This is a genomic window from Tellurirhabdus rosea (assembly GCF_026278345.1).
Classification (GTDB): Bacteria; Bacteroidota; Bacteroidia; order Cytophagales; family Spirosomataceae; genus Tellurirhabdus; species Tellurirhabdus rosea.
Window position 1 is genome coordinate 4,224,550 of sequence record NZ_CP111085.1, and the last position, 23,238, is coordinate 4,247,787.

At 57.3% G+C, this 23,238-nt stretch carries 29 protein-coding genes; all 29 read right to left on the reverse strand.

Features of this window, described 5'->3' with window-relative positions:
* Positions 1-37 precede the first annotated feature (37 nt).
* Positions 38-4,966, reverse strand: a complete 4,929-nt coding sequence (locus tag ORG26_RS17885; RefSeq protein ID WP_266364172.1) for a phage tail tape measure protein — start codon at positions 4,964-4,966, stop codon at positions 38-40.
* Positions 4,967-5,575 (reverse strand): hypothetical protein, encoded by a 609-nt coding sequence (locus ORG26_RS17890; RefSeq protein ID WP_266364174.1) that lies wholly within the window; start codon positions 5,573-5,575, stop codon positions 4,967-4,969.
* A gap of 73 nt (positions 5,576-5,648) precedes the next feature.
* Positions 5,649-6,458, reverse strand: a complete 810-nt coding sequence (locus tag ORG26_RS17895; protein WP_266364176.1) for a DNA adenine methylase — start codon at positions 6,456-6,458, stop codon at positions 5,649-5,651.
* Between the two features lie 338 nt (positions 6,459-6,796).
* A complete protein-coding gene (locus tag ORG26_RS17900; protein WP_266364178.1) occupies positions 6,797-8,230 on the reverse strand; it encodes a hypothetical protein in 1,434 nt (477 codons plus the stop codon).
* Positions 8,227-10,275, reverse strand: coding sequence for a DUF5977 domain-containing protein (locus tag ORG26_RS17905; protein WP_266364180.1), 2,049 nt, complete (start codon positions 10,273-10,275; stop codon positions 8,227-8,229). Before ORG26_RS17905 ends, ORG26_RS17900 begins: the two co-directional genes overlap by 4 nt.
* 64 nt (positions 10,276-10,339) lie before the next feature.
* Entirely contained in the window at positions 10,340-10,804 is a 465-nt protein-coding gene (locus tag ORG26_RS17910) for a hypothetical protein (RefSeq protein WP_266364182.1), read from the reverse strand.
* A 4-nt stretch (positions 10,805-10,808) separates the two neighbouring features.
* Complete coding sequence (locus ORG26_RS17915) at positions 10,809-11,669, reverse strand: hypothetical protein (RefSeq protein ID WP_266364184.1); 861 nt, start codon at positions 11,667-11,669, stop codon at positions 10,809-10,811.
* The gene (locus ORG26_RS17920) at positions 11,666-11,932 is read right to left on the reverse strand and encodes a hypothetical protein (protein ID WP_266364186.1); all 267 of its coding nucleotides are present in this window, start codon (positions 11,930-11,932) and stop codon (positions 11,666-11,668) included. The genes ORG26_RS17915 and ORG26_RS17920 overlap by 4 nt, the downstream gene beginning before the upstream one ends.
* Positions 11,933-12,046: 114 nt before the next feature.
* Entirely contained in the window at positions 12,047-12,751 is a 705-nt protein-coding gene (locus ORG26_RS17925; protein WP_266364188.1) for a hypothetical protein, read from the reverse strand.
* A complete protein-coding gene (locus ORG26_RS17930; protein WP_266364190.1) occupies positions 12,682-13,455 on the reverse strand; it encodes a hypothetical protein in 774 nt (257 codons plus the stop codon). The genes ORG26_RS17925 and ORG26_RS17930 overlap by 70 nt, the downstream gene beginning before the upstream one ends.
* The gene (locus tag ORG26_RS17935) at positions 13,452-14,414 is read right to left on the reverse strand and encodes a DUF6712 family protein (protein WP_266364192.1); all 963 of its coding nucleotides are present in this window, start codon (positions 14,412-14,414) and stop codon (positions 13,452-13,454) included. The genes ORG26_RS17930 and ORG26_RS17935 overlap by 4 nt, the downstream gene beginning before the upstream one ends.
* Entirely contained in the window at positions 14,408-14,587 is a 180-nt protein-coding gene (locus tag ORG26_RS17940) for a hypothetical protein (RefSeq protein ID WP_266364194.1), read from the reverse strand. Before ORG26_RS17940 ends, ORG26_RS17935 begins: the two co-directional genes overlap by 7 nt.
* A gap of 8 nt (positions 14,588-14,595) precedes the next feature.
* On the reverse strand, positions 14,596-15,627 hold the full coding sequence (locus ORG26_RS17945; RefSeq protein WP_266364196.1) for a hypothetical protein: 1,032 nt from the start codon (positions 15,625-15,627) through the stop codon (positions 14,596-14,598).
* Positions 15,566-15,883 carry a VanW family protein gene (locus tag ORG26_RS17950; protein ID WP_266364198.1) on the reverse strand — a complete coding sequence of 106 codons (318 nt, stop codon included), beginning with the start codon at positions 15,881-15,883 and terminating at the stop codon, positions 15,566-15,568. The genes ORG26_RS17945 and ORG26_RS17950 overlap by 62 nt, the downstream gene beginning before the upstream one ends.
* The gene (locus tag ORG26_RS17955; protein ID WP_266364200.1) at positions 15,883-16,176 is read right to left on the reverse strand and encodes a hypothetical protein; all 294 of its coding nucleotides are present in this window, start codon (positions 16,174-16,176) and stop codon (positions 15,883-15,885) included. The genes ORG26_RS17950 and ORG26_RS17955 overlap by 1 nt, the downstream gene beginning before the upstream one ends.
* Before the next feature lie 22 nt (positions 16,177-16,198).
* A complete protein-coding gene (locus tag ORG26_RS17960) occupies positions 16,199-16,510 on the reverse strand; it encodes a hypothetical protein (protein WP_266364202.1) in 312 nt (103 codons plus the stop codon).
* 4 nt (positions 16,511-16,514) lie between these two features.
* Positions 16,515-16,898, reverse strand: coding sequence for a hypothetical protein (locus ORG26_RS17965; protein ID WP_266364204.1), 384 nt, complete (start codon positions 16,896-16,898; stop codon positions 16,515-16,517).
* 16 nt (positions 16,899-16,914) lie between these two features.
* Positions 16,915-17,364, reverse strand: coding sequence for a M15 family metallopeptidase (locus ORG26_RS17970; RefSeq protein ID WP_266364206.1), 450 nt, complete (start codon positions 17,362-17,364; stop codon positions 16,915-16,917).
* 82 nt (positions 17,365-17,446) lie between these two features.
* Positions 17,447-17,851: a hypothetical protein gene (locus tag ORG26_RS17975; protein ID WP_266364208.1), complete on the reverse strand. Its 405-nt coding sequence runs from the start codon at positions 17,849-17,851 to the stop codon at positions 17,447-17,449.
* A gap of 118 nt (positions 17,852-17,969) precedes the next feature.
* Positions 17,970-18,200 (reverse strand): hypothetical protein, encoded by a 231-nt coding sequence (locus ORG26_RS17980; RefSeq protein WP_266364210.1) that lies wholly within the window; start codon positions 18,198-18,200, stop codon positions 17,970-17,972.
* Positions 18,197-19,129 (reverse strand): amidoligase family protein, encoded by a 933-nt coding sequence (locus ORG26_RS17985; RefSeq protein ID WP_266364212.1) that lies wholly within the window; start codon positions 19,127-19,129, stop codon positions 18,197-18,199. Before ORG26_RS17985 ends, ORG26_RS17980 begins: the two co-directional genes overlap by 4 nt.
* A gap of 192 nt (positions 19,130-19,321) precedes the next feature.
* Entirely contained in the window at positions 19,322-19,480 is a 159-nt protein-coding gene (locus ORG26_RS17990) for a hypothetical protein (RefSeq protein ID WP_266364213.1), read from the reverse strand.
* Positions 19,481-19,673: 193 nt separating this feature from the next.
* On the reverse strand, positions 19,674-19,832 hold the full coding sequence (locus ORG26_RS17995) for a hypothetical protein (protein WP_266364213.1): 159 nt from the start codon (positions 19,830-19,832) through the stop codon (positions 19,674-19,676).
* A gap of 730 nt (positions 19,833-20,562) precedes the next feature.
* Positions 20,563-20,814, reverse strand: coding sequence for a hypothetical protein (locus ORG26_RS18000; RefSeq protein ID WP_266364215.1), 252 nt, complete (start codon positions 20,812-20,814; stop codon positions 20,563-20,565).
* Positions 20,815-20,888: 74 nt separating this feature from the next.
* Positions 20,889-21,194 carry a DUF2829 domain-containing protein gene (locus ORG26_RS18005; protein WP_266364217.1) on the reverse strand — a complete coding sequence of 102 codons (306 nt, stop codon included), beginning with the start codon at positions 21,192-21,194 and terminating at the stop codon, positions 20,889-20,891.
* 12 nt (positions 21,195-21,206) lie between these two features.
* Positions 21,207-21,566, reverse strand: coding sequence for a hypothetical protein (locus ORG26_RS18010; RefSeq protein ID WP_266364219.1), 360 nt, complete (start codon positions 21,564-21,566; stop codon positions 21,207-21,209).
* A 121-nt stretch (positions 21,567-21,687) separates the two neighbouring features.
* Positions 21,688-22,122 (reverse strand): hypothetical protein, encoded by a 435-nt coding sequence (locus ORG26_RS18015; protein WP_266364220.1) that lies wholly within the window; start codon positions 22,120-22,122, stop codon positions 21,688-21,690.
* Between the two features lie 75 nt (positions 22,123-22,197).
* Positions 22,198-22,521: a hypothetical protein gene (locus tag ORG26_RS18020; RefSeq protein ID WP_266364222.1), complete on the reverse strand. Its 324-nt coding sequence runs from the start codon at positions 22,519-22,521 to the stop codon at positions 22,198-22,200.
* A 359-nt stretch (positions 22,522-22,880) separates the two neighbouring features.
* Positions 22,881-23,213 carry a hypothetical protein gene (locus ORG26_RS18025; protein WP_266364224.1) on the reverse strand — a complete coding sequence of 111 codons (333 nt, stop codon included), beginning with the start codon at positions 23,211-23,213 and terminating at the stop codon, positions 22,881-22,883.
* Positions 23,214-23,238 lie beyond the last annotated feature (25 nt).

Here is a 23,238-nt window from a genome sequence, read left to right on the forward strand (position 1 = left end):
TTTATGTCTCATGGGGAGGGAGAGTGCTTAAAGGTACTTATTTTCCGCTAAATTTTGACATGGCTCCCAGCAGCGCATCCAGCCGGCTGCCCTGGTTGGTACCGTGAACTGCGCCCTGCACACCGTCGACGGCCGACTTCACTTCCCGCACGGCTCCTTCCACAGCGTTGATGCTGCCCTTCAGGCCCGAAACTTCCTGACCCATTGTCGCAATCGACAGACCCAGACGTACCGACATTTTACTGAGTGCCGCATCCATGTCTTCGCCGTTGGCCTTTACCGCGTCCCGGATCTCGGTCAGCAGCTTGATCTGGTCGGAGCCCATTTTCTTGGCGGCATCCAGTTCGCCCGAGGCTTCGCCACCTCCTTCCACGCTGCCCACGTCGGCCCCTTCCACGCTGTATTCACTCATGTCGGGCCCGGAGGCCGCTGCGGCTTCCGCTTCGGCGGCCCTGGCGGCTTTCTCGGCTTCCTTCTTTTTCTTGGATCCGAACAGGTACATCTCTTTGTCCCAGTATCCGGATTCAAAAACACCACCGGATTTGAAGGCCATGGGAGCGCGGTCGATGGGCTGCCGGCGTTTGCTCGGATTGCGGGCGTTGGCAAACATCTGGTTCAAGAGCGGCAGGTTGGCCTCGGTCTGGTCGGCCGACACGATGGCTTCGCCACCTTCCATTTCACCGACTTCTCTTCCGGAGGCCCGGTCCACCAGGGCGATGCCTCCTTCGCCGTATCTGGATCCGTGCTTTCCACCCTGGGCGATAAAGCCACCCTGGGCGAACTGCGGCTCGGGCTGGTTCCTGATTTTCACCACCTGAATGGCCGTCATGGCTGCCGTCACGGCCGCAAACACCAGGTTCAATGGGAACGGCGCGCCGGCCAGCGACTTCAGCATCGCCAGGGCACCGGTGATAATGGCCGTGGCGATATCGGCCCGCTTCTGCGCCTGCCAGGCCTTGCGTTTTTCGTCTTTCTCCTTGGCGGCTGCTTTGGCGTTTTCCGAGGCGATCTGGCGGTTTAGCTCCTTCTGGTTGGCGATCCGGGTGGCCTTCTCCTGTTCGACGAGTTTGAGCTTTTCGCGCTTTTCCTTTTCGGCCTGGGCAATGGTCTGGTCGGCCTGCTCTTTGGCCATTTTGATCTTCTCCTTCTGGTCGGCTTTCGCCCGGGCCAGAATGGCTTTGGCCGCTTCGGTATTGCCGTTCTGCATTTCCTTTATGGCTTCCAGCTCCGCATCCCGCGTCAGCTCAGCCATCGAAATCTTCAGGTCCATCGTCTGCTGGGCCATGGCCAGCTTCATGTCCGCTTCCTTGGTTGCCTCGGTGATCTTGTGGTCAGCCTCCTGACTGGCCATCGACTTTTCCTGCTCAAACTTTGCCTGGGCTTCGGCGATCAGCTGCGCGCGCGTTGCCTGGTCGATGTCTTTGCGGGCGTTGATGGCGTTGATCTCCGCATCCCGCGTCGCTTCGGCCGCAATGATCTTCTCTTCCCGGACGTTGTTGGCCGCCGTGATGGCTTCCTGTTTGGCCCGGGTCGTTTCGGCAATGCTCTTTTCGGCTTCGTCTTTCGCTGAAGCGATGGCATCATCGGCCGCTGCGCGCGCTTCCTGGCTCTTCTCAGCAGCGTTCGCCTGGTAGGCGGCCAGTTGCTCGTCGAGCTTGGCTTTGTTGTTCTCGTTGGAGATTTCGCGGTAAGCCGCCTCCAGATCGGACACCTGCTTGGAGGCCGCGTCTTTCAGCGACTGAACCTTGGCGTTCGACTCGTCGACCAGGCGCTGTTTCTCGGCTTCCGCGGCGTCCTGAAGCGCCTTCTCGGTCGAGAGGCGTTCCTGTAGACTCGAGACGGCCGCGTCGCGTTCCCGGTGGATCTGGGCGATGGCTTTTTCGGCCCGCTTCTGGGCTAAGTCATTGAGGAACTGCACGGCGGCCACGGCCATCTGGCCAACCGCTTCGTAGTTCTTCATGTTCTCGTCGAGTCGCTGCTGCCAGGCCTTTTTCTCGCCCTGCACCATGCCGCCCATGGCCGACGCAAACGCGCTGACGTCGCCCTTCAGCAAGGCCTGGAATCCAGTACTGACGGCCGTCAGTTTCCGGGTGCGCTCCTCGTGGGCGGCCTTCTCAATTTCGAGTTTCGACTTTTCGTAGAGCTGGGTGTCGGCCAGCTTTGCCCCGTCGTAGTTCTTCTCGATCTGGCGGAGCGCCTTCTCCAGTTCGTCTTTATCCTTGATCTCGTGCTGGGCTTTGGCCTTCTCGGCGGCCGTGTCGAGATCGAGCTTCTGCTGCCGGTACTTGTGCTCTTTCTCCAGCCGGTCGCGCTGCAGGTCGATTAGCTTATTGGCGTTGTTGCGGTTGGCCAGCTCCAGCCCGTCGAGCATCATCAGCTCGGCTTTGTGCTCGGCGTCGAGAATGGTCTTTTTATGGCTCAGCAGTTTCTGCTGGCGGTCGTATTCAGCCCTGACTTTCTCTTCCTTCTTTTTCTCGCTTTCCTCGGTGGCCTTCTTTTCCACTTCGACGATCTGCCACTCGTACTTGGCAAAAATGGCGGCCCGCTGTTTCTGCTTATTTTCGGCCGACGCCAGCGACTTCTGTACCGCCAGCAGTTCGGCATCCAGCTGCTGGGCCAGCTTTACCTTCTCGGCTTCCACTTCGCCTTTGGTGCGCCTGATAAAAGCCACGTAGTTCTCGTTTTCGAGCTCGTCGATTTTCTGGAGCGCTTCGGCGTTGGCTTCCTTGATTTTCTCCAGGTGATTTTTGTGCTCTTCCTGCTGCTTTTTGCGGGCTTTCTCGGCGGCTTTTTCGCGCTTCTCCTGGGCTTTTTTCTCTTCCTCGGTAAGGGTATTCTGGGTTTGCTGGTTGGTTTTGATAGTTTCCTGTCCGGCGGCTTCAGCGGCTTTTTTGGCGGCCTTGGGCATTTCACTGGTTATGCGGTCATGATAACCTTTGGTGAAAGCTGCGGCCATTCGTGAGCTGGCCGTGTCCATTTCCTTTGATAAAGCGGAAAAGTCCAGATTTTTGATGGCCTGCCACATCCGGCTGATAATCGCAATTCCTTCCTTAAATGCGGCGAAAAGACCGGAAAAGGAAGCTCTGACCTTCTGGTTTTTACCGTACAGATCAGTCAGCCAGAAGGCCAGACCTGCCACCACAGTTATAACCAGACCGATTGGATTGTTCTTCAACGCAACATTAAAGGCGTTCTGGGCGACGGTCAAAGCGTTGGTCAATAGCACTCGCCCTTTATCGATTAGAGTCATGGCCGTAGCCTGAGCAGCCTGCAATCGTTCGGCAATTGTCCGGCGACTTGTCGCAACTGTAGCCGCGTTTGTGGCCGCCGTTCCGGCCGTAGTAACAACGTTGGCAGCAGCTTCAGCAGCGGCTTTTTGAGCAGCCTGAGCCGCCCTGATCCTATCCGCTGCGGCGGCCAGTTGGGAGGCGATGGCCCGCGCCCGCTCCAAAGCGGCCATTCTGAGCGAAGCCGCCTGCGCCAGGATCATTTCCCTGTTGAACGCCACCAGACCGACTACCAGCAGCCCCAGCGCCACCCGGTTGTCAGAAATGAACTTGGGAAGGCTGGCCAGTGCTCGCATAAATGCCAGCCCGTACTCAATGCCTAGTTTCACGGCCGGAGCCAGCTTTTGACCGAAGGAGACGGCATAACCCGTAACGGTGGCCGTTGCCTGCTTGATGGTGTGATCAAGAGTCTGGGTGTTTTTCTGCGCCTGCGTGTAGGCTTCTTTGGTACCGGTCAGCTTCGTTGTCAGCTCGCCGATTTCCTTCCGCTTTTTGATGATGTGCTGGGCAGCCACGATGTTTTCGGTACCGAACATCTTGGCCAGCTGAGCCGTCGACAGGTTCTGTTTACCCAGGTTCTCCAGGGCTTTATCCAGACCCACTACAGCCGGGTTTGTTTCCTTGGCACCGGACTGGAGTTTGATAAGCACGTTACGCAGCATCGTTCCGGATTGCTCGCCTTTGAGGGCAATCGTCGACAGACTTTGCAGCATGGCGTTGGTCTGTTCGAAGCTCACATTTGCGGCTGCAGCTACTGTACCCGAAGCCTTCAGCGACATGCTCATTTCGGAGATTTCGGCCGCGCCTTCTTTGGCTCCAGCCGCGATCACGTTGACGAACCTGCCTGCCTTATCGGCTCCTTCGCCCCATTGGTTAAGCGATTCGGCTACTACCTTGGTAGCTAGTGGCAGATCAATCTTACCGGCCTGCGACAGCTTGATGGCTTCCAGGGTGGTAGCCGCCAGGGCTTCCTTATTGGCCAGCAGTTCGGGTTTGGCTGAACCCATCAGTTTGTAGGCCTCGAGCATTTCCGCACCGGATTTGCCGACTGCTGGCCCTACTTCATTAGCCTGCTTTTTGAGGTACTCAAAATCGTCGCCCACCAGGCCTGAGACGGCCGACAGCTCCTGAGCGGCGGCGTCAAACTCCCGGAATTTGCCGATGGAAAATCCGAAAGCGCTGCCGATGGAAGCGGCTATGCCGGTAAAGGAGGCGACGGCCGCCACACCCAGACCCGATATCATGTTCTTGGTCCGATCCCAGAGGCCGGGTTTAGCCAGTTCTTCAGCCGCGTTCTTGACTTCGTTGATTTGCCGGCGGTGCTGGTTCAGGACCTTGTTAGCTTCCCCTAGCTCGGCCAGTTTTTTGTTATAAGCTGCCTGACCAGGCACCAGACCTTTTAACTCTTTTTCAAGCTTACCTACGTGGTTGATCAACTGTCCGTAGGTGAGCTCCGACGCCTTCATCGTCTTCTGCAGCGTGGTAGCGGCCTTGTTGGTATCGTCGAACGCTTTCTTGGCTTCCAGCCACTCTGGACTGCCTTTGAGTCCCTGCTTTTCGATATCCTTCAGCTTTTTCTTCAGGGTGTCTGCATTCTCCTGAAGGACCTTCAATTCGTTACCTGCCTGTTTGCCGTCGAATTGAAAGGTGAGTTTTCTGGTTTCGTCGCCGAGTGCCATTTATTTCTGATTTTTTTTCTCGAATGCGTCAAACGTCCGGAGGGCCACCGCCCAGGCGGCATCCATAATCTGCTGTTCGAATGGTTGAATGAATTCTTCGAAGTAGGTCTTCATCAGCCAGCCGCGGCCGGCGTTGGTGACGTTGGGGTTTTTCACCCGACTGCGGGCCAGGGCCCAGGCAATACGCTCGATGGCCTTGGAGCGGTCGGCCGGGAAAACACCGTCCGGATAGCCAGGAACCTTATCATAGGTGAAGGTGCCTGTCTCCATGCTCTTCTGGACCAGGTACGACATGGAGTACTCCAGCCTTCCGCCCCAGTCGTTTACGGGCGGCTGGCCCGTGTAGCGCAGGTGCTTCAGGTCCTGCAGTGCGCCGTAGGCTTCCATCTGGAGCACGGCCGTCACCACATTTTCCTGATAGAGCGCGTTGACGTGGGAGGAGAGGCTGGCCAGCAACCGACCCGTTAGTTCGAGATTAGCGGCCGCCAGACGGGCTTTCAGGATGGGTACTGCCTGGGAGTAGGTGCGGTCGAGAATTTTCGCCGCCACCCACGCCAGATTCGCGTTTTCGGGGATTTCCGATAAGATTGGATTCAGACCATTCGCCATGCTACGAAAGTGGCACGGCCGGCCGCAGAATGTAAGGACTAAAAAAAGCCTGACCGACTGGCCAGGCTTTGCGTTAGTAATTCCACGTCAGGCATTCAACCTTTTCCTTGGAGCCCTGCCGCTTTCCGTCGACGGCCACTTTGCGAGTCTGGTCCGAACTCTTCCAGCCCAGCCGCTCCCGGTACTCCAGCAGCGCCGGCTCCGGGTAGGAGCTCAGCAGAAACTTGCCCTTCATGGTGGCGCAGAACTCCAGGAGCCGGCGAAAGTCGGCTTCGGTATAACCGTCGTAATGCCCCTGCTCGGAACTGACGTACGGTGGATCCAGATAGAAAAACGCATCCGGCGCGTCGTAGGCCTTCATCACCTTCAGCACGTCGTAGCTTTCGATGGTGACCTTTTTCATCCGCTCCTGGTAGGCCTCGGTGAGCAGCTTCTTTTTATTGTAAATCTTCAGGGCGCATTTGCCGTATCGGTCGAAGCCGAAGCCCCCGCCGATGACCGAGCTGAAGCTCATGTTGGTCTGCACCCACACGGCCCAGGCCATGCGCAGCACGTCGCTGATCTCTTCCTCGCCGGACTCGTACTCGGCATCGGTTTCCCGGTGCTGGGCCCGGCTGTGAAACGTGTCGTCGATGAGCCGCTGCAGCTCGTCGATGTCGTACTTGAGCACCTTGTAAAACGTGATCAGCCGGTTGTTGATGTCGTTGACGACTTCGGCCGCGCTGGGCGCTTTACCCCAGAACACCGCGCCACCGCCGAAGAAAGGCTCCACGTAGGTATGGTGCTCGGGAATGAGTGGTAAGATGTGGCGCAGCATCATCTGCTTGCCGCCGTAATAGGTAATCGGAGTTTTTAAAAGGGGTTTTACTTTGCCGTTAAGCATGCGCGATCATTATTTAATTGAGCTCGCAAGCTGGCCCTATAAGGGCGGCAGGGGAAGGACTGAAATATGGAGGTCGGCTGGTCACTGCGATCATTGTTTACTCCTTGACGAGTAGCCAAATGCTCTGTACTTGCAACAGAATGCCAGCCGACCAGATCGTGAATCGCTGGCCGGCTGGCTACTCTGTCAAGGAAAACTAATGATCGCAGGGCAAAAGTAGCGCATCAGGCTGGAAGGACAAGCAGCTTTTACATCCGTAAACATAAAAACCGGTTGACAGCTGTAAACAGGCTTCAACGCCAACTGTAGCGACTGGCATGTAACTGCCTGAAAAACATTTACACCCGCACCAGCAGACATTGCGCCGGCGCTTTGATGGGCAGGCTTACCTGAACCCGGGCGAGCAAATAGTCCACGCCGTTGATATGGATCTTCTCCGAAAAGTCGAGCCCGGCCAGGTCAGTTTCGGTCAGCACGAGCTCCCGGCTCGCGTAATACTGGCGCTTTCGCATTTCGATGTAAGGCCGCCAGAAGACGTCGGCCAGGCCGGTACCGGGCGCGCCATCGGGCGATTTCCAATACAGGGAGACGCCGTACAGCGTCGATGCCGAAACCGGATAGTTTTCCTCAAAGCCTTTCCAAAGGCAAAGCCTTGCTCCAAACTTGCCCGCACCCTGATTAAAAAGCTGAGTAATGCCCTGCTGCCGTAGTGCCGGTATGCCCACATCCGGATCCATCAAAAGAGCCGAGAACCTGGTTTTCATCTGGGCGATCTGGGTGGGCGTGTCCAGTTCCGGCGTCAGGTAATCGTCGAGCTGCGGCGGTTTGTCCTTCGAGAGCGCATCGCCCGAGTCCAGGTCGGAACCCAGCTGCAGCCGCCGCGCCGTTTCGGGTACTTTCCGGTACTGTTTGACAGCTTTACGGCTCCAGTCGAGCCGCGTCGGCCGGGCGAGCATGTCTTTCAGGAAATCCAGCCGCAGCCGCTTGCTGACCGTATCGATGTCCATCTTCAGGCAGAACATCTTCCGCAGCTCCAGCAGGAAAGTGGCCACGCTCATTTCGGGCAGGTGCCTGGCCACGTCGGCCGACGCCGCGCCGTCGAGCGCCCGGGTGTTGACGATAAAGAGTTTGCTTAGAACCGGATGGGTCAGAAAGTCTCCTTCGATGGTAGTGCCCGTCAGCTGGGCAATCCGGTGCAGCACAAACGGCACAAAGAACATCGGAATCTTGGGACCTTCGGCCGTGTACACCCCGCCGCTGATATCGTTCATAACCCAGCTGTAACCTACCTGTCCGCCGTTGCTACCGTAAAAGTCGGGATTGACCATGGCCGGAAAGCAGCAGGCATCGCGGCCGCCCTGCTGTACGACGGCCGTCAGCGGCGCCGGAATAGCCACCGTGCCCAGATCGATCTCTGTTAGCAGTTCGGTCTGGTAGTCGCCAAAGAACTGACCCAGCGCCTGCACCACGCCAAAGCTGTAGCCTGCTTCGGCTACTTCCGTGATTACGCCGATGCCCTGGTTTATGAGCTGGCCGTTGAAGTAGGTCTGGCACTCGTACTGAAAGGCGACATTGTCCGACTGGAGCAGATCCGGATAGCCCAGGATCTGCCGGTTTCGGGCCGTTGCCGGCAGCGCCGGAATGGTCGTGCGGGGACTGAGGATATCTTCAAAAGTCAGGTAAGGCGATACCCGCTCGATATCCACCTTAAAGTCTTTGGGCAGGTCCACTACCTGCCCGTCAAAGCGTATCTGAATTCCGTTTCCGTTCATGCTACGGCCGAAAGTTTAAAGTAAAGGCGAGCACCTGAAGCCGGGTTGAAGGGCATGTTGATGTGCTCGTAGCCATCGCTGTTCATGGTGTAGTTCTGATCGTGCTGCAAGGTGCCGTTACTCCAGATCTGGAGACGGCGTGTGCTACCTGCCGGCGCAAACATGAGCATCCGCCAGCTGTCGGGTTTTACCGGCAGGGCGAAGTTGTGCGTGCCGACCGGGTAGATAAAGGGCCGGTTCTGGCCTTGCAGGTCCCAGGTGTTACCCACGTTTTCGGATCCCGTTGGACCGCTGTACCAGTAGATGCCAAAAGACGCCGGGTTGCCCGTCCGGTACCAGAATTGCCCCGCCGGAACGGTCTGGGCGTACAGCTCGGGAGAGAGAGTGCAGGATCCATGCTGATTTGCGTACGCCTGCGTATTGAGGGATTGCCATTCGGCTTCAGCCAGCACATTTGCATCGCCGGGCGACTCTCCGCCCCAGCGGCCCGCGGCAATTTCGATCAGGGCCGGGCCGCCCACCTGCCCAGTGGGGCAGTTCGTCCGGACGAATTCACCCATGCGGCTGATGGCATCGCTGGGATAGGGCGTACTGCCCGGATCGACACCCGGCACAAAGTTGGAGTCGATGTAATCCGGATCGCCGGCAACATTGGGCTTTTCCGTCAGCGGCTTCACAACCGAGTAATCGTCCAGATACACCTTCCGCAGTTTCATTGGTCGGCCGCGGCCGGTACGTTTGCCGAAGGAATCCAGGATGTGCACGACGTTGATGCCAATCCAGCCCGTTGGCCGGGCAGGCTGCGCCGGGCTTGCCGGCAGGTTGCTGTAGTTCTGCACCGGCGTTGTCAGCCGGATGGTGAAGGTACGCGAAACCAGATCCGGATTGTCTTCGGCGTCGACCAGCGAGGTGGTGGCCAGCTCGGCCGGCTGGTGACCGCGGTCGGTGACCAGGTACAACTCTTCCGACAGCATCAGATCGCCCAGGTACCGCAGCCGATCGGCGGCAGCCCGCTCGAAAAAGCCGGTCGACACCACCAGTTCCCGCTCGCCCTGGATGTACACCACCCGCAGCTCGGGATAATCGGCCGCCGCTCCCACAGGCCGTTCCATCTGGGCCGTCAGGCGCTGGGTCTTCAGGCTCTGGCTGCCGTCACCCACCAGGCGCAGCGTGTCCCAGCCGCCCAGCGAATTGGAAAACAACAGGTGCCGCTCAGCCCGGCGGTACTGCCGGTCGATGCGGAAGGAGCGAACCTCGCTGATGCGGTTGTTTGCCCCGTCCGAGAGCCAGACCCTGTAGGAGGTGGCCTCTTTGGCAAGGCTCGTCAGGCCCAGCGCAGCCGGACCGGCCGGCACGCAGGCCACCTGGTAGAGCGCCGGTCCGGACAGCGAGCCTACGGTCAGCGTTTCGGCCGTTCCGTCGCTGTAGGTTACTTCCACGCGCCGGCGGATGGTGGTGGGCAGTGGCGTGCAGTTAAGCAGGAAATACAGGTACTCTTCGCTCGTTTCGGAAACCACTTTGCGGTCGGGCTGCCAGGTAAGAAAACGGCGGTTGGTCTGCTGGTACCGGTCAAAGAACACTTCTCCCCAGCCGGCGTAGTCTTCCTCGGAAAGTCCGGCCTTGATGGCGTGCTGTTTGGCGCTGGTTTTGTCCGTGCCGGAAATGGGGGTCCCGTCATTTTCCACCCATTCGCGCAGGCAGTAGGGCATCGTCAGGCTGGCCGAAAGCGACATGGCGCTTTGTGCGGACTGCGGTTTGGTCCGCTCCAGAAAGCCGTCGAGCAGTTCGTTGATGTGGGGGAAAAACGCGCCTTCGTAGGTGGTCGCTCCGCCCGAGGTGACCGGCGGCTTTTCGGTGCCGGGCAGTTTCACCAGCGGCTCGAACGCCGTCGACTGGGGAAACTCGGGCACCAGAATTTCGAGGTAATAGCGCAGCCGGGAGCGGTCGGAAAGCGAGGTGTCAGCCGGATCAACGACGTGGTCGATCCGGTTTCGACTGAATTTAAGGGGGAGAAACGTAAGGTTTTGAGCCAGCGCATCAATCATGGCAGTGCTTTTTTAAGTGAAGATGCGCCGGCTCGGGGGAGTAGGAAAGGACGGCTATGGGTGGTTACGAGTTAAAAATCTCGTTGACGGCCAGGCCGATCTTGCAGCGGCATTCCACGCCCCAGACCGTGTCCATGCCCACGAACCGAACAGGGTCGATGCTCAGCGAATCGAAGTCGAAGACTGATTCGTAGACGCGGCCGCCTTCCCGGATCGTCCGGATGATATCGGAGGCAATGCGCTCGGCATCGTCGTAAGCCCGGTCCTGGTCGGCATCTTCGGCCATGGAGGCTTCCACGAATACAAAGAAGCGCACGTCGAATGCGGCCACGTCCATGCCGCCCATTTCGCGGCCGGTCCAGCGGGGCCGGAGCAGAAACACGACCGGGTACAGGTCTTCCGATCGGCTGTCGGCCACCAGGCGGTCCATGCGGTCGCCGTCACTGAGCAGGACTTTGTTGACGCCTGGTGTGGCCTGGGCAATAGGCTCAAAATAGGACCAGAATAATTGGGTAGCAGTGGGGTTCATTGGATTATCTGTTGATCGCCGCTTCCGCCTTCGCCCGGGCAGCGCGGTCTTTTTTGTCTTCTTCCAGGTAAAGCAGAATGTCGTGGACCGACGTGCCTTTAGTGTCGCGCATGTTTCCGAAAATGCCGGTGGCAGCAATCAGGTGCTGGTTCTTGATCCAGCCCTGGCCCGGATATTCTTCCTCGCCGGCAGAGTCAGGCGACGCACTCTCGAAAATGTCGTAATGGTCGAGCACGTCCTTTTCCATGCCGGCGAAGTACACCAGAATCCCGGTTTTGATGTCGATCGGCAGGCTGGCCAGCTTCTTTGCCCGGTACTCGGTCAGGGCGGGATTGTAGGGCTCCCGGTGGTCTCCGTCCCAGGCCGGATCGGACTCGCAATCGCCCGGGCGCTGCGGCCGGCAGATGGTGGCCACCAGCAGGTCGAGCTGCTCGTCGCCTTCCGCCATGCCTTTGACGTGAGCGGTGAAATGGATGTGGGCGTCAGAAAGCTCGCCAAACGACATCGTCTTCATCTGCTCTTCGGGCAGCAGGTAGCGCACGTCGTCGTGATCGAAGTGCGGGAACGGCCGCACCGTAACGGGCTGGGTCCAGAGCCAGGATACCATCGTCATCACGTTGTGCAGCACAAGGGCGTTCTCCTGCTTTTCTTCGTCACTTAAATCCGCGGCGAAGAACGGGCCGATGAGCGCCTTCCACTGCCGCCGGCCCATGCCCAGGCAGATGCGGAGCAGCTCGTGGTAGGTCTGTCCGCTCTCGGGCAGCACGTACAGGAGCTGGAGAACTTCCGGCACTTTGCCGGCCGGAAGTTCTGCCCAGGACTCGGGAATCTGGATTTTACGTCCAGCCAGAAAGCCATCAATCATTTCAGCGCTGTTTGCTTCTTAAACGCCTCCAGATCGACCGTCAGCGAACTGACTGCCGTGGCGATGATCCCCGCCACTACGCCCAGCCACGAGGCCAGGGAGTCGAGCAGGGGAGGCAGATTGATGCCCTGCTGGGCGAGGCCAATCAGGGTGCTGCTGATAGCCGCCACGATAAGTCCAAGGTTTCGGATGGTCCGGAACAGTTTCGGAGTGGGAGCCGACAGGCGCTCCAGGAGCGTCAGCTCGTTTTGCAGATTTTTCATGGTTGTTAAAAAGGATGAATTGAAAAAAACGGACAACGGCGGCCGCGGCGACCATGTACAGCAGGACCGGATCGGTGATCTGCTGCCACAGATCAGCCAGCGGGCCCAGCGGGATTAACGGGATTTCGGCCATGCTTTCAGAAACGGGGTCAGGTGGTTGGCGATCTTTTTGATGTCCTTCACTTTGCGTTTGTTGCGGTAAACGCCTTCGCGGGTACCGCGGCCGCCCGAGGTGTTATAGCCGATGAGCCACACCCGCCGTTCCCGCAGCTGGTCTTCGGCATCCTGTTTGTCGAGTGCCCGGTCGGAATCAATGCCGCGCTGAAGCCATCCGGATGGCTCGTCGTAGGCTTCCACGTGCGATTCGAAAAGCGACACCCAGTCCATGCGCTGCGGCTCCCGGCTGTAGTGCAGCTGCGCGTTGCGCCGGTAGATGATCCGGTCGGCGTCCAGGAAGTAGGCATTCACGCGCCCGGGCGCAGAAACCGGTAGCCGGACACCGGCTACCAGGTACGCCCGGTAGAGCCCGATGGCGCAGTACCGGGAGCCGATCGGAAAACCGGTACCGGCGTTGAGCTCGTCGAGCCAGGGTGCCCGGTTGTCGCGCCCGGGCGACTCCAGCAGGCCAACAAAGCGAAAGGCCGAATCGCGGATGGCCAGCCGCAGCGCCGTTTCGTCGAAGGTGACGGGCCGACTCGGCAGGATGGCCGGTGGCCGGCGCGCCTTCGGGCGCTGCGGCTTTTTTCGCGTTAATGCGACAGCGCTGAGTGCAGCAACAAACAGAAAAGCAAGAATAAGGTGACCTGTACGCGCTGCCATGGTGTGAGGTTTTTGGTGAACTCCCGTCGTAGTCCGGATGCGGCGTACCAGGCAACGGCCGGGAACAGGATGAAAGCTTTGATGGGTACGGTGGTCACGTTGGCCAGCTCCACAAACAAGTGGAAGAAGAACTTCTGGAACTCGTCGAGATTGTAATAGCTGGAGCGGGCGTCTTCGGGCAAACCCGCGTTGATGGCTACGATTTTGGTCTTGATGACGTCGAACATCGACGCCGCCCAGAGCATCACCAGGATGGCCGCGGCCACCTGCAGGGCAACAGCCAGGCGCTGGCCAGCGCGGGTTTGCCAGAAGGGTACTTTGGCCTGGGGTACGATCGCGGGCTCTTCGCCGGGCATCCGGATGGCCTGCGCCCGGGTGTAGTGTTCGCGGGCGAGCCGGGCGTATTTGTCGGCCTGCTCAGGGTCGCTAGCCTGGTCGGCCAGCTGCTGGCAGTAGGTCGCGTGGTCGAGCAGCTCCTGGCGCTCCTGGCGCAGGCGCTCCTGCTCTTTCATCCGGAGCAGCTCTTCCTCCTTGGCCAGCTCCTGGGATTCGCGCATGAACTCATCTTCCAGATTTTGAAATTTGCGCCGACGCTCTTCCAGTGCCTGTTTGTCTTGGTCGAGATTGTTGTCTTCGGAACTCATGCCGATGGTGATGTTTGGTTGAAAATGACGGCCGTTCACGCGGCCAGCTTGTGCGTTCATAGCAGGATATGGGGTGTATTTGAGTAATCCGCATTGTCGTCGTCGCTGCTGCCGATGGGGTGGGCGGCCCGGTAGCCGATGAAGGCCACGTTCGAAGCCGTCCGGTCGAGATACTCTTTGGCCCGGTTCAGGTAGAGCTGGCCGTCGATGAACAGCTGCCGGTGCTGGGTGTTGATGGCGTCGATGCTGGGCGAGACTTCCTCCATCAGTCCGTCTTTCGAACGCTTCTCGCTGATGCCCCGCGAGCTGATCGACAGGCGCAGGTAGGGATACGCTTCAAAAATGGCCAGGTGAGCCAGTGCCGGCTGGAGCAGTTCCACCAGGCGTTGCTCCTGGGTCGAAAGCACGGCAGTTGGGGCTTTCCACCCGGCTTTCAGGTGATCGTAGTCGTCTTCGGTAACCAGCGGCCGCAGGTAGAACTCTTCGGCCCGGGCGATGTAGGGCATCAGCTGCTCGTAGAGCATCACGCCCAGGTTCTCGACCGTAACGAACTTCAGAATCTCGGTGGCGCTGCGCAGCAGTAAGGCCTGACGAGCCTGGTAGGCGGCCGAAGCGGTCCAGGCTTCGGGCATCAGCTCGTCGACCAGCATCCAGAAGTCTTCGTACTGGCGGTTAAGCATCGTCTGGATGGCTTCGATGGAGTCGACGTATTCCCACTTGGTGACGGCCGCCGAATCCTGGGGCACCTGCTTGGACATGCCGGCGTTGCCTACGCGCACTTTCAGATGGGGGAAGGCCAGGCTGTAGGCGTACCAGCTGATGCAGGCCTGCGCCAGCGAGATCATCTCCAGCTCGGCGGCGTCAGGGGTGGTTACCGCCTGAAGGTACTGGTAGAGCTCCCGGCCGATCCGCTTGCGGAACCAGCGCTCGGCCGTATCTACGAACGGCTGCACTGTTTCCATTTTCAGGCTCATCTGGACTCCGCCCAGGTGGGCTTTCAGTATTTCGATCGTTACCATTTGCGTCGTTTTTTACGTTTTCGGGCGACCCGCTTCGGCTCCTTCGGCTCCTTCGGCGACTGGCTGGCCAGCATCAGCAGGATCCAGTAGCCGACCATCATGCCCAGGAGCGGCGACATTCTGGCGGCTTCGCCGAGCAGTCCGCGCAGGTCTTCTTTCAGGCTTTCTTCCATGGGCGGCCTTAAGCGTTGTGGTTAACCACCGCCTGGCTGCCTGTCGGATTTGCGTCGAGAGTGGTGATAAGAACTTCCTTGAACGCCGGCACCACGTTGGTGTAGCCCATCAGGCTCAGCGCATGCTCGACCGGCTCCAGGACCATCTTCCGGATAATGGGCGTGCGGAAGTGCTGCTGGTAGTCGGCCACCACCCGGATCTGGCTTCCCGAGTCGCCGGACTTGGATCCGGGCGTGACCCCGGCCAGTACCGGCAGGATGCCGACCGCGTTGCCAATGGAGATGGAGGACATTTCCCAGACCTTGCTGTAGGCGTCGTCGGACATCTCGTTTTTGAGCGGCACGACGTCGACCGAGTCCTGGGCTTTGCCGTCCTGGCCTCTCATGTAGCGGATCAGCATGCTCTTGTTGACGTTATCCACACCCGCCAGCCATTTGGAGAGGTTGTCACTGAAGTCGGAAAACTTCTTGTTCTTCTCGGTCTCCGAGAGGTCTTTGGTGCCTTTGGGCGAGAAGTAGTCCTGGGGCATCCGGATCAGGTACTTGATGTTGTAGCCGTTTTTGAGGCCGGATTTATGAAACAGCGGAATCAGGTTGGCCACTTCGATCCAGTCATCGGATCCCCACCAGGAGGGGTAGGAGTAATAGGGGTTGCCCGAAAGCGGGATTTTGGAGTGAAACATCTGCACCACGTCCGTTTCCAGGGTTTCTTCGTCGAAAACGGGCACCTTTTCGGTCGTTTTTTCGTCGAAGCCGCGGCCGCCGAAGCCCGCGTTGACGTGGTACTCGGAGATGGTTTTGCCGTCTTTGGGCTTGCCGATGCGGGTCACAAAGCAATCGCTGGCCGAGAGCTGCGGCCACTTGTTTTTGATATCCCACTCGAAGCGGGTGAAGATGTTGCCGTTGGTGATGGCCTCGTTGATGGCCGCTACGGCATAGTACCACAGCCGGCTTTTGCGCTTCCACTGATCCAGCTTGTCATCGAGGAGCGGCGCCAGCTGAATCTTGTCTTCGACGATCTTCTTTTGAAAAAAACTCAATGCCGGAGCCGAAAATCAGGTCGCGCTTGGACTCCAGCAAGGCCTGTGCCTGGCCGTTCTTCTGGATGAGTTTCTGCATGACATTGGGCTGGGCGTCGCTGGCTCCCCAGCGCACGTGCGGATAGCCGTCGTCGACCATGGCGCCAGAGCCCGGCGGACCGTAGGCCGCATCCCGGGAGCCGGGCGTGATCTGCAGCAGGGCGGCATTGGCTGCACCGCCGACCACAAACAGGTTACTCGAAAGTTGTTCTACCATCAGACTGTATGGTCAATGATTTGGCCGTTGTACTCCACCAGAAGGTCGATCAGCAGGTTTTGCGGCTGGTTATTGTTGTCCAGATCTTCCACCAGCAGCACGTGGTTAAGCTTCACGTTGCCCCGGTAGCGGCCCGTTCCGGGCGTGTTTTTGGTGCTCTTCCGGAGCCGGGCTTTCAGGCCCGTGGTGCCGTCCTTTTTGCGGTATTTCAGCGAAAACACGTGCGGCTCACCGCCCCGGGTGTCCTGCTGGATTTCGGCGAAGACGGCCCGTCGAGAAATCGTTCGTTTCATAGTGCCAAGATGCTGCCCGGACTTACCGGAACATAGGACGTACTTTGAGGTAAATTCCGACTGCAGCACCGGTCCGCCAGAGCCAGACTTCGAGGCGTGCCCGGCCCAGTCGGCGGCGCAGCTGGCCTACCTGGTAGGTGAGCTGCACGACCTGGTGGCCGTACTGCTCCTGCTGGCCCAGGGAGGCGGCCAGCCTGCCATGGGCGGCCGAGAGGTTGCTTCGGCTTTCGGCCAGCTGGAGCTGGAGTGCTGAGTGCTGGCCGCGCAGGAAGTGGAGCTGGGTCAGGCTGTCGAGAATAGGTTTTGCGTTGCCTATCAGCTGACGAACCACCACCAGGCTATCGTTTTTTGGCGGCCTCGATTGCGCGGTTGATCGCCCGGGCAGCATCCAGATCAGACAAAGCAGCGTTAGCGCGCAGCGAATCGCGCAGGAGCAGAAGGTTGTTTTCATGTTTGAGGGAATCGATGGTTTCTTTCAGGCCTGCGCGCTCGTCGGCCCAGCGCAGCGAGTCTTTTTCGCGCTGGACGTCCATGGTCTGGTGCAGCACCTCGCGCAGCTCGTGGACGGGGTTGGCTTCGGCCGGCTTCAGGAGCTGGAGCGCCATGTAGGTACACACGGCCGTCAGCACCGCCACCAGCACTTCGCGCATCAGGTTTTTGGTGGTGCCCAGGTGCTCGGCTGAGCCTTTGAGGTAGGCAATGAGCGTTTGGAATATTTTCATTGAATTTTGGGGAATGTTAAATGCCGATTTTGGCAAACGTCTTCCAGCCGGTCAGCTCGAAGTGCGGCGCGTCGGGCAAGGTCCTGAAGTTGCCGCCCCAGGTAATGCCGCCGGACTTCAGCACGAGCTGAGCAAAGTCCGAGAAGTTGCGGGGAGACCAGTCAAGCTTGCGATCGGCGGTCTGGAAAGCCACGTCGAAGGCGAGTGCCGGCAGGAAGTTGTGCGGGGACTCACCGGCCCGGGCAGCCGTAACCCGTTCGTCGGGTTCGTCGATGCGGCCGTCGCCGTCGTTGTCAATGCGGTCAGAGGGTTGGCGGAACAGGCGGTCCTGCTCGGCAGGAGAGCGGTACGTGGCCGTCAGGATAGGTTGCGGGCGGTCCGGGTAGCGGATCCGCCATTCACCCAGCGCCAGGCCGAAGGCGTAGGCCAGCAAGGGGTGCAGGTCGTCGATGCGTCGGGATGCCATGGGCTTTTTTTCGGCAAGATTATTTCCCCGCGCGCACTCAGAAAGGACACAAAAAAGCCCGCTGGTGGGCGGGCTTTAAAATTTAGATTTCTAGATTTTGCAGATCAAATTCGCTGACTGGTATTCGATACCAGCCCTCCTTAATCTTTAATCCGTGAGACTCAATCTCCGATTTAAGCTTTGAACTCGAAATGGTTAGATGGTGGTATAAGTAGTAGCCATCTTTATAGAGTTCATGCAAATTGATGTCAAACCCGGAAAGACTGGAGCGAACAAAATCAGAGAATGGAGGCGTCGTTTGGGTGTGGATTGGTAAAAACAACTGCTCCAGCTGGCTTATTATGGCCGGATGAATCCATTCCTTCCTGTCAGCAGGCCGATTAGTTTGAATTAATGTTTCTGAGATTGGAGTCCAGCTCGAAACAGTCTCTTCGATTTTTTTCAGTAAGACAAAAACAGGTGGGTGGGTTGTTTGATATGGGTTCATAACAATTTTAATTATTCATATGTGCAACCTGCAAATGCCTATTCCGGTTGCCTACAATGCAAAAAAAAGCCCACCGGCAACGCCGGTGGGCTTTCGAATACCACGCTAAATAACACACTTACTGGATCGGGCGGAGCCATCCGACCCGTACCAATTCACTTACAAATGCCTCGGGCGAGTCGTACTTGATCTGCTGCTCGTTCCACTCGAACATCCGTTCGGCGAAGGCTTCCATGTACTCTTCTACGCTCTGGTGGCTGGCAAAGCGGCTCCCGTCCCGGAGCGCTTCTACGATGCCTGTGGGCGAGGTGGCTTCTACCACCTCGCCGTCTTCGGTTTTGTATCTCATGCGGCTAACTCGCTGATGCGGTTGTTTATGTACGTTACAATTTCGGGTTGCTGAAAACGGGTCAGGCCTTGGAAGGTTGCCGTCTCGACCCGGCTGGTGCGGCTGTATTCAACGAGGTTGTGTAAAAATAACACCCAGTTTGAAATTTTACCGAATTCGATGGTGCCGCTGTGGTGGCGGAATTCGATGGTCTTGTGCCGCAGGTAGCTCTGCAAATTTACTTTGAAATACCGGCTCGGCAGGGCGCGTCCGGCGAGGGTCTGCATGCTGGTGGCCGCGTCGATCCCGGCTTCGCGGCCGCGCAGGCTTAGGCAGTAGCCGTTGGTGTTTGCCCGGCGGCTGGCCGGCATGAAGCTGTCGATAATGGCCTCGTAGCGGGCGTAGTTAACGAGCAGGTTCTTGGTTTGCGGCAGGCCGATGTTTTCGGCGTCGAAGTGGATGTGCAGGCCGCAGGAGCGGTTGATGTAGGCGTGCTGCTGCTTCAGGATCCGGCAGACCGTCCGGAGCTGCTCCAGTCCTTCGGAGCCTTCCAGAATCGGGCTTACCAGCTCGAAACCGTTCTGGCCGCTGATGCTGGCGTCGGTTACGATTTTCCAGTGTGGGCGGGTGGTGTGGTTGTACCCTTCGACTACGGCGTAAATCCCGGCTTCGTTGAGCGCCCGGGCGAGCGTGTGGCGTTCTACGTTGTAGGCTTCGATCTCGACTCCGAAGCGGCGGTTGAAGGCGATGAAGGTGAAAGTGTCGGCAGGCTGGCCGGCGCGGCTCCGTACCTGGTTAGGCCAGTACTTGGCGAAAACGTTCTGAACAAATCCGTAGTTGCCGCCGGTCAGGTCAGCCACCTGGCGGCGGGTCAGGCCCAGTGCCAGGAGGCGGCGGATTTTTTCGGTTTTGGTTAAGGTGGCGTCGTTTAAAATTACCTGCGTTTCCATTCGTTACGTGCGTGTTATGTGCGTTTTGATGATGCAACACACGCACTATCTGCCGGTACTAGCAAGTTTCTGAGGCTAGTTCCAGGAACGTTCGCACAGGTCACTGGAACAGTGCAATCCGGGGTTGGTCGTGGCTTTTTGCACACAAAAAAGCCCGGCAGCTGGGCCGGGCAGGTAGTGAGCAGAATGGCTTTAAAAAACTTCGTAGCCCTGCTTTTCGAGGCGGGCGGCTTCCCGGCGCGTGGTCACATAAAGGTGGTTTTCCATCATCACAATCATCAGGCTGGTTCCGGTTGATTCGAAGGCGCGGTCCCGGTAGGCTTCGGCGGCGGCGTGTGTGTTGAATTTCATGGGTTTGTAGCGATTATGTGCGTTGTTTGATGATGCAACACACGCACTATCTGCCGGTACTAGCAAGTTTCTGAGGCTAGTTCCAGGAACGTTCGCACAGGTCACTGGAACAGTGCAATCCGGGGTTGGTCGTGGCTTTTTGCACACAAAAAAGCCCGGCAGCTGGGCCGGGCAGGTAGTGAGCAGAATGGCTTTAAAAAACTTCGTAGCCCTGCTTTTCGAGGCGGGCGGCTTCCCGGCGCGTGGTCACATAAAGGTGGTTTTCCATCATCACAATCATCAGGCTGGTTCCGGTTGATTCGAAGGCGCGGTCCCGGTAGGCTTCGGCGGCGGCGTGTGTGTTGAATTTCATGGGTTTGTAGCGATTATGTGCGTTGTTTGATGATGCAACACACGCACTATCTGCCGGCACTAGCAAGTTTCTGAGGCTAGTTCCAGGAACGTTCGCACAGGTCACTGGAACAGTGCAATGGTGCTCCTGGAGGGAGGTAGTTTCTTAATTTTTGTGGTACAAAAATAAGCCCTGGCTGCTGGGCCGGGCTTCAGGAAAGGTTCGATTAAATAATGATTAATTCGGCTAAACTTTGATTATAAGGCATTGAATTATAATACCTTTAATTCACCCATCTCATAGCTTGCAGCTAAGTAGGTTATTGCTAAAATGACTTGTTTTTTGGTATATACCTTTTCATAATTCACCCCGAACTCATTCCAGGTTCCTCCCTGATTGGACGTATAGTTAAAAAAATCACTTGCTTACTACCTAGAAAGAAAGTACTAAGTAATTCTCAATAATTAACTTTGCATGGCAAGCGTCAAGCTTACTAAAAATATAGCCCTACCTTAACTAGAAGACTAAAAATGCAAACCGATAAGGATTTGACCTGTCCTAAATTTAAATCACTTAGTGATGCACTAACCTATATCTACGAATTGCGAAAACAGGGAAAAGGTGGAGAATGCTTCATCGTTAAACTCACTGATAGCTGTTACCAAGTACAGGAAGGTTTCAGGGAGCAGTACCTTACCATCTCTTCCCAAGTGGTTAGTTTCCTGAAATGGAAACCTGGCGACAACAAAAATTAGTTTCTTGGGGTTTCAAATCGCTGGCACAGGTCGTGCCCGTAAATACGCATAGCGTCAGAGTAGTTGGCTTCGTTGATCGTCATAGCACAACCGGCGCAGTAGTAGTGATCGGTGGCATGGTTGTACCAGATAGCGCCCGTATTGGAACAGGCCGTACGGAAGCATACGCCATTGTGCGAACCCTTTTCCTTTTCCGGTTCTTGCTTGCCTGATATGGCTCTTTCGTTTCGTAGATGCTGGTAAAACATAAGGTTGGTTTTGTGGTGAAATGCTCGGAGGTGCTACGAACATTGTTCGTACCTGCTCCGAGCATTTGGGTTGATTAATCCAGAATACACCAATCAGCACTTAACATATCGGTCTGACTTGCCAGCCAGCCATTAACAACTTCGCCCGTTGCTGACCACATACACAGGTAGGGCAGAAATTCAATATCGCGTTGCTGTGTTTCCAGAAAGGCCTTAACGGTGTCCGGTAGGCTCTTAACCTTTGGCAGAAAGTCTTTTGCCAGCACATCGCCGGGACGCTGGAAGATGAACATTCCTTTGCCGTTCCAACCTTCGCGGCTGGCCCGTTTGCCTTGTTTCAAAGCTTCAAGAGCCTGCCCGTAATTCAATCCTTTTTGCATTGTATGTTTAGTTTAAATGGTTGCCTGCTTACTATTGGCCACGAGTGCCTGATCCTCGTTCTGATCGATCAGCCTGTCGTCGGCCGCGATGAGCACTTCTCCTTTGTTCAGAGAGCGGATGTAGCTCAGCGTTAGGCAAAGCATTTCCATGTTCTGCTGCTTAGCCAGGAGGGTGACCAGCTCCTTTATGATGTCGCGGCTGGTCAGGTAGAACTTTTGCTCTTCGTTGCCGAGCTGGGCCAGAAGCATCCCGCGAAAGCGCTCGGCTTCGAGGGATACTTTGCTCTTAAGCGGTGATTGCTCCAGGAGCAGAAAGGCCAGCTCATGCAGGAAGGCCGACAGGTGAAGTTTTTGTTTGCTGTTCAGACTCATTGGATTCTGCGTTAAGATTGACTGTAAGCGTTTGTCCGGTGGCGGCCCGGTACCGGCTCTGCATGCCGGTGACGTATTGATGGAAAATGGTTTCAAACTCGGTATCGACGGTAGGCATGCGTTACGTGGTTATTCGTTCGTAAAGGATTTGTTTCAATTTCATGTGGGTCAGGTAGGCCGGGCAGTCCAGGAGTGGCATGAACTCGTTGCCGATCGCGTCGAGCCGCCATTCGTCGGACTTGTTCAGAGCGCCGAGAATTTCGACGAGATCGTAGTGGGTGGTATCAAAACGGTCGATGTTTTCGTCGAGCCGCTGGTGACCGGTGTAGTTGAATAGCTGGCCCGCCAGGCGAATCAACGGCCGGTGGTGGAACACCAGGCACGAGGCTCCCATACACCAGTAATGGTAATCGGGCTCGGTACCCACAAAAGCGGCGATACACTCGTTGTTGACGCAAAGCTCCAGGCGCTTGCAGATATTCATCGGGCTGCCGGCATCGTCGCGCACCCAGGCAAAGAGGTGGCAGGTAACAGGGTAGTCAGACCAGGTATTCAATTTTTGTGTACGTTTGCGCAGAAACATCTCAATCTCAATCCCCCGGTCGGCAGTTGCTACCGGGGGATTTTTTGTTTAAAAACCGGGCCGTTCGTGGTCGGGCAGGTTTACCAGGGCGGCGTCGAGCTGGGCCAGTAGCGACAAGCTGAAGGGATCGTCGGCAATCTGCTGGAGCTGTACGTGCAGGTACTTGGCCACTGAAAGCGGGATCCGCCAGGCGTAGCGCCTGTTGGCTTTCCGGGCAGACCAGGCTTTTACCTTCTCCGGGAGCCGACTTTTCTGCCAGTATTCCCAGATCATGATTTCCTGAGCAGACCACCACTCGACCTTCAGGTGGCGAGGCTTAATTGACTGTTGCAGGTTGTAGGCCAGAGCAGCCAGCTCGGTAGGGTGCAACATTACCGTCATAGGGGTGACCAGCTTTCCTGTTTCCTGCTTGTGGCCTGGTCGAGAAGCGAAATCGCTTCAGTGAAGCTCTCTTGCAGACTTAGGAGATCGCCGTTGATGAGTCGAATCCTGGCCGTGTTATCCGGACCTTCCTCAAGATTGACGATACTCGTCAGAGGGATGGCTGATTTTCTTTCAGGGAGACGTGTAACAATTACATAGCTCATGGGTGAAACATCGGGATTTATGGTTGTAAGAAATTCTGCGTGCCTGGTGCGATCGGCTGGTGGTACCGCGCCGATCGCAGGAAGAATGTTTGGTGAAGCTGCTGCTGCACCAGCTGATCAACCGAATAATCTTCTGAAAACGGCTCAGTGGTATTGCCAGCCAGTGCGCTTATCAAACTGGGCGATTCGGTCGCCGCGGTTGCCATCCCAGGAGTGGAAAATGGCTCCTTCTTTGACCCGGCCTGCCCAGCCGTTAGGCGTCTCTTTTTCGATGCGGTATTTCCAGTACTGGACCCAGTAGTTCAGGTTCCGGTATTTCCACTGCTTGGATTGGATATTATGGCAATCGATGTCGCGGCTGTAGAAAACACGGACGTTGTCGTCGACAAAGCGAACGATGACCTGAATGCAGGCGTGGCGCTTCAGCGGATCGGCGTTCTGGCCTTGTGAACGGTTGGGATAGGATTGGGCAACCATGGGGAGAGTTGATTTATAGTTGAAA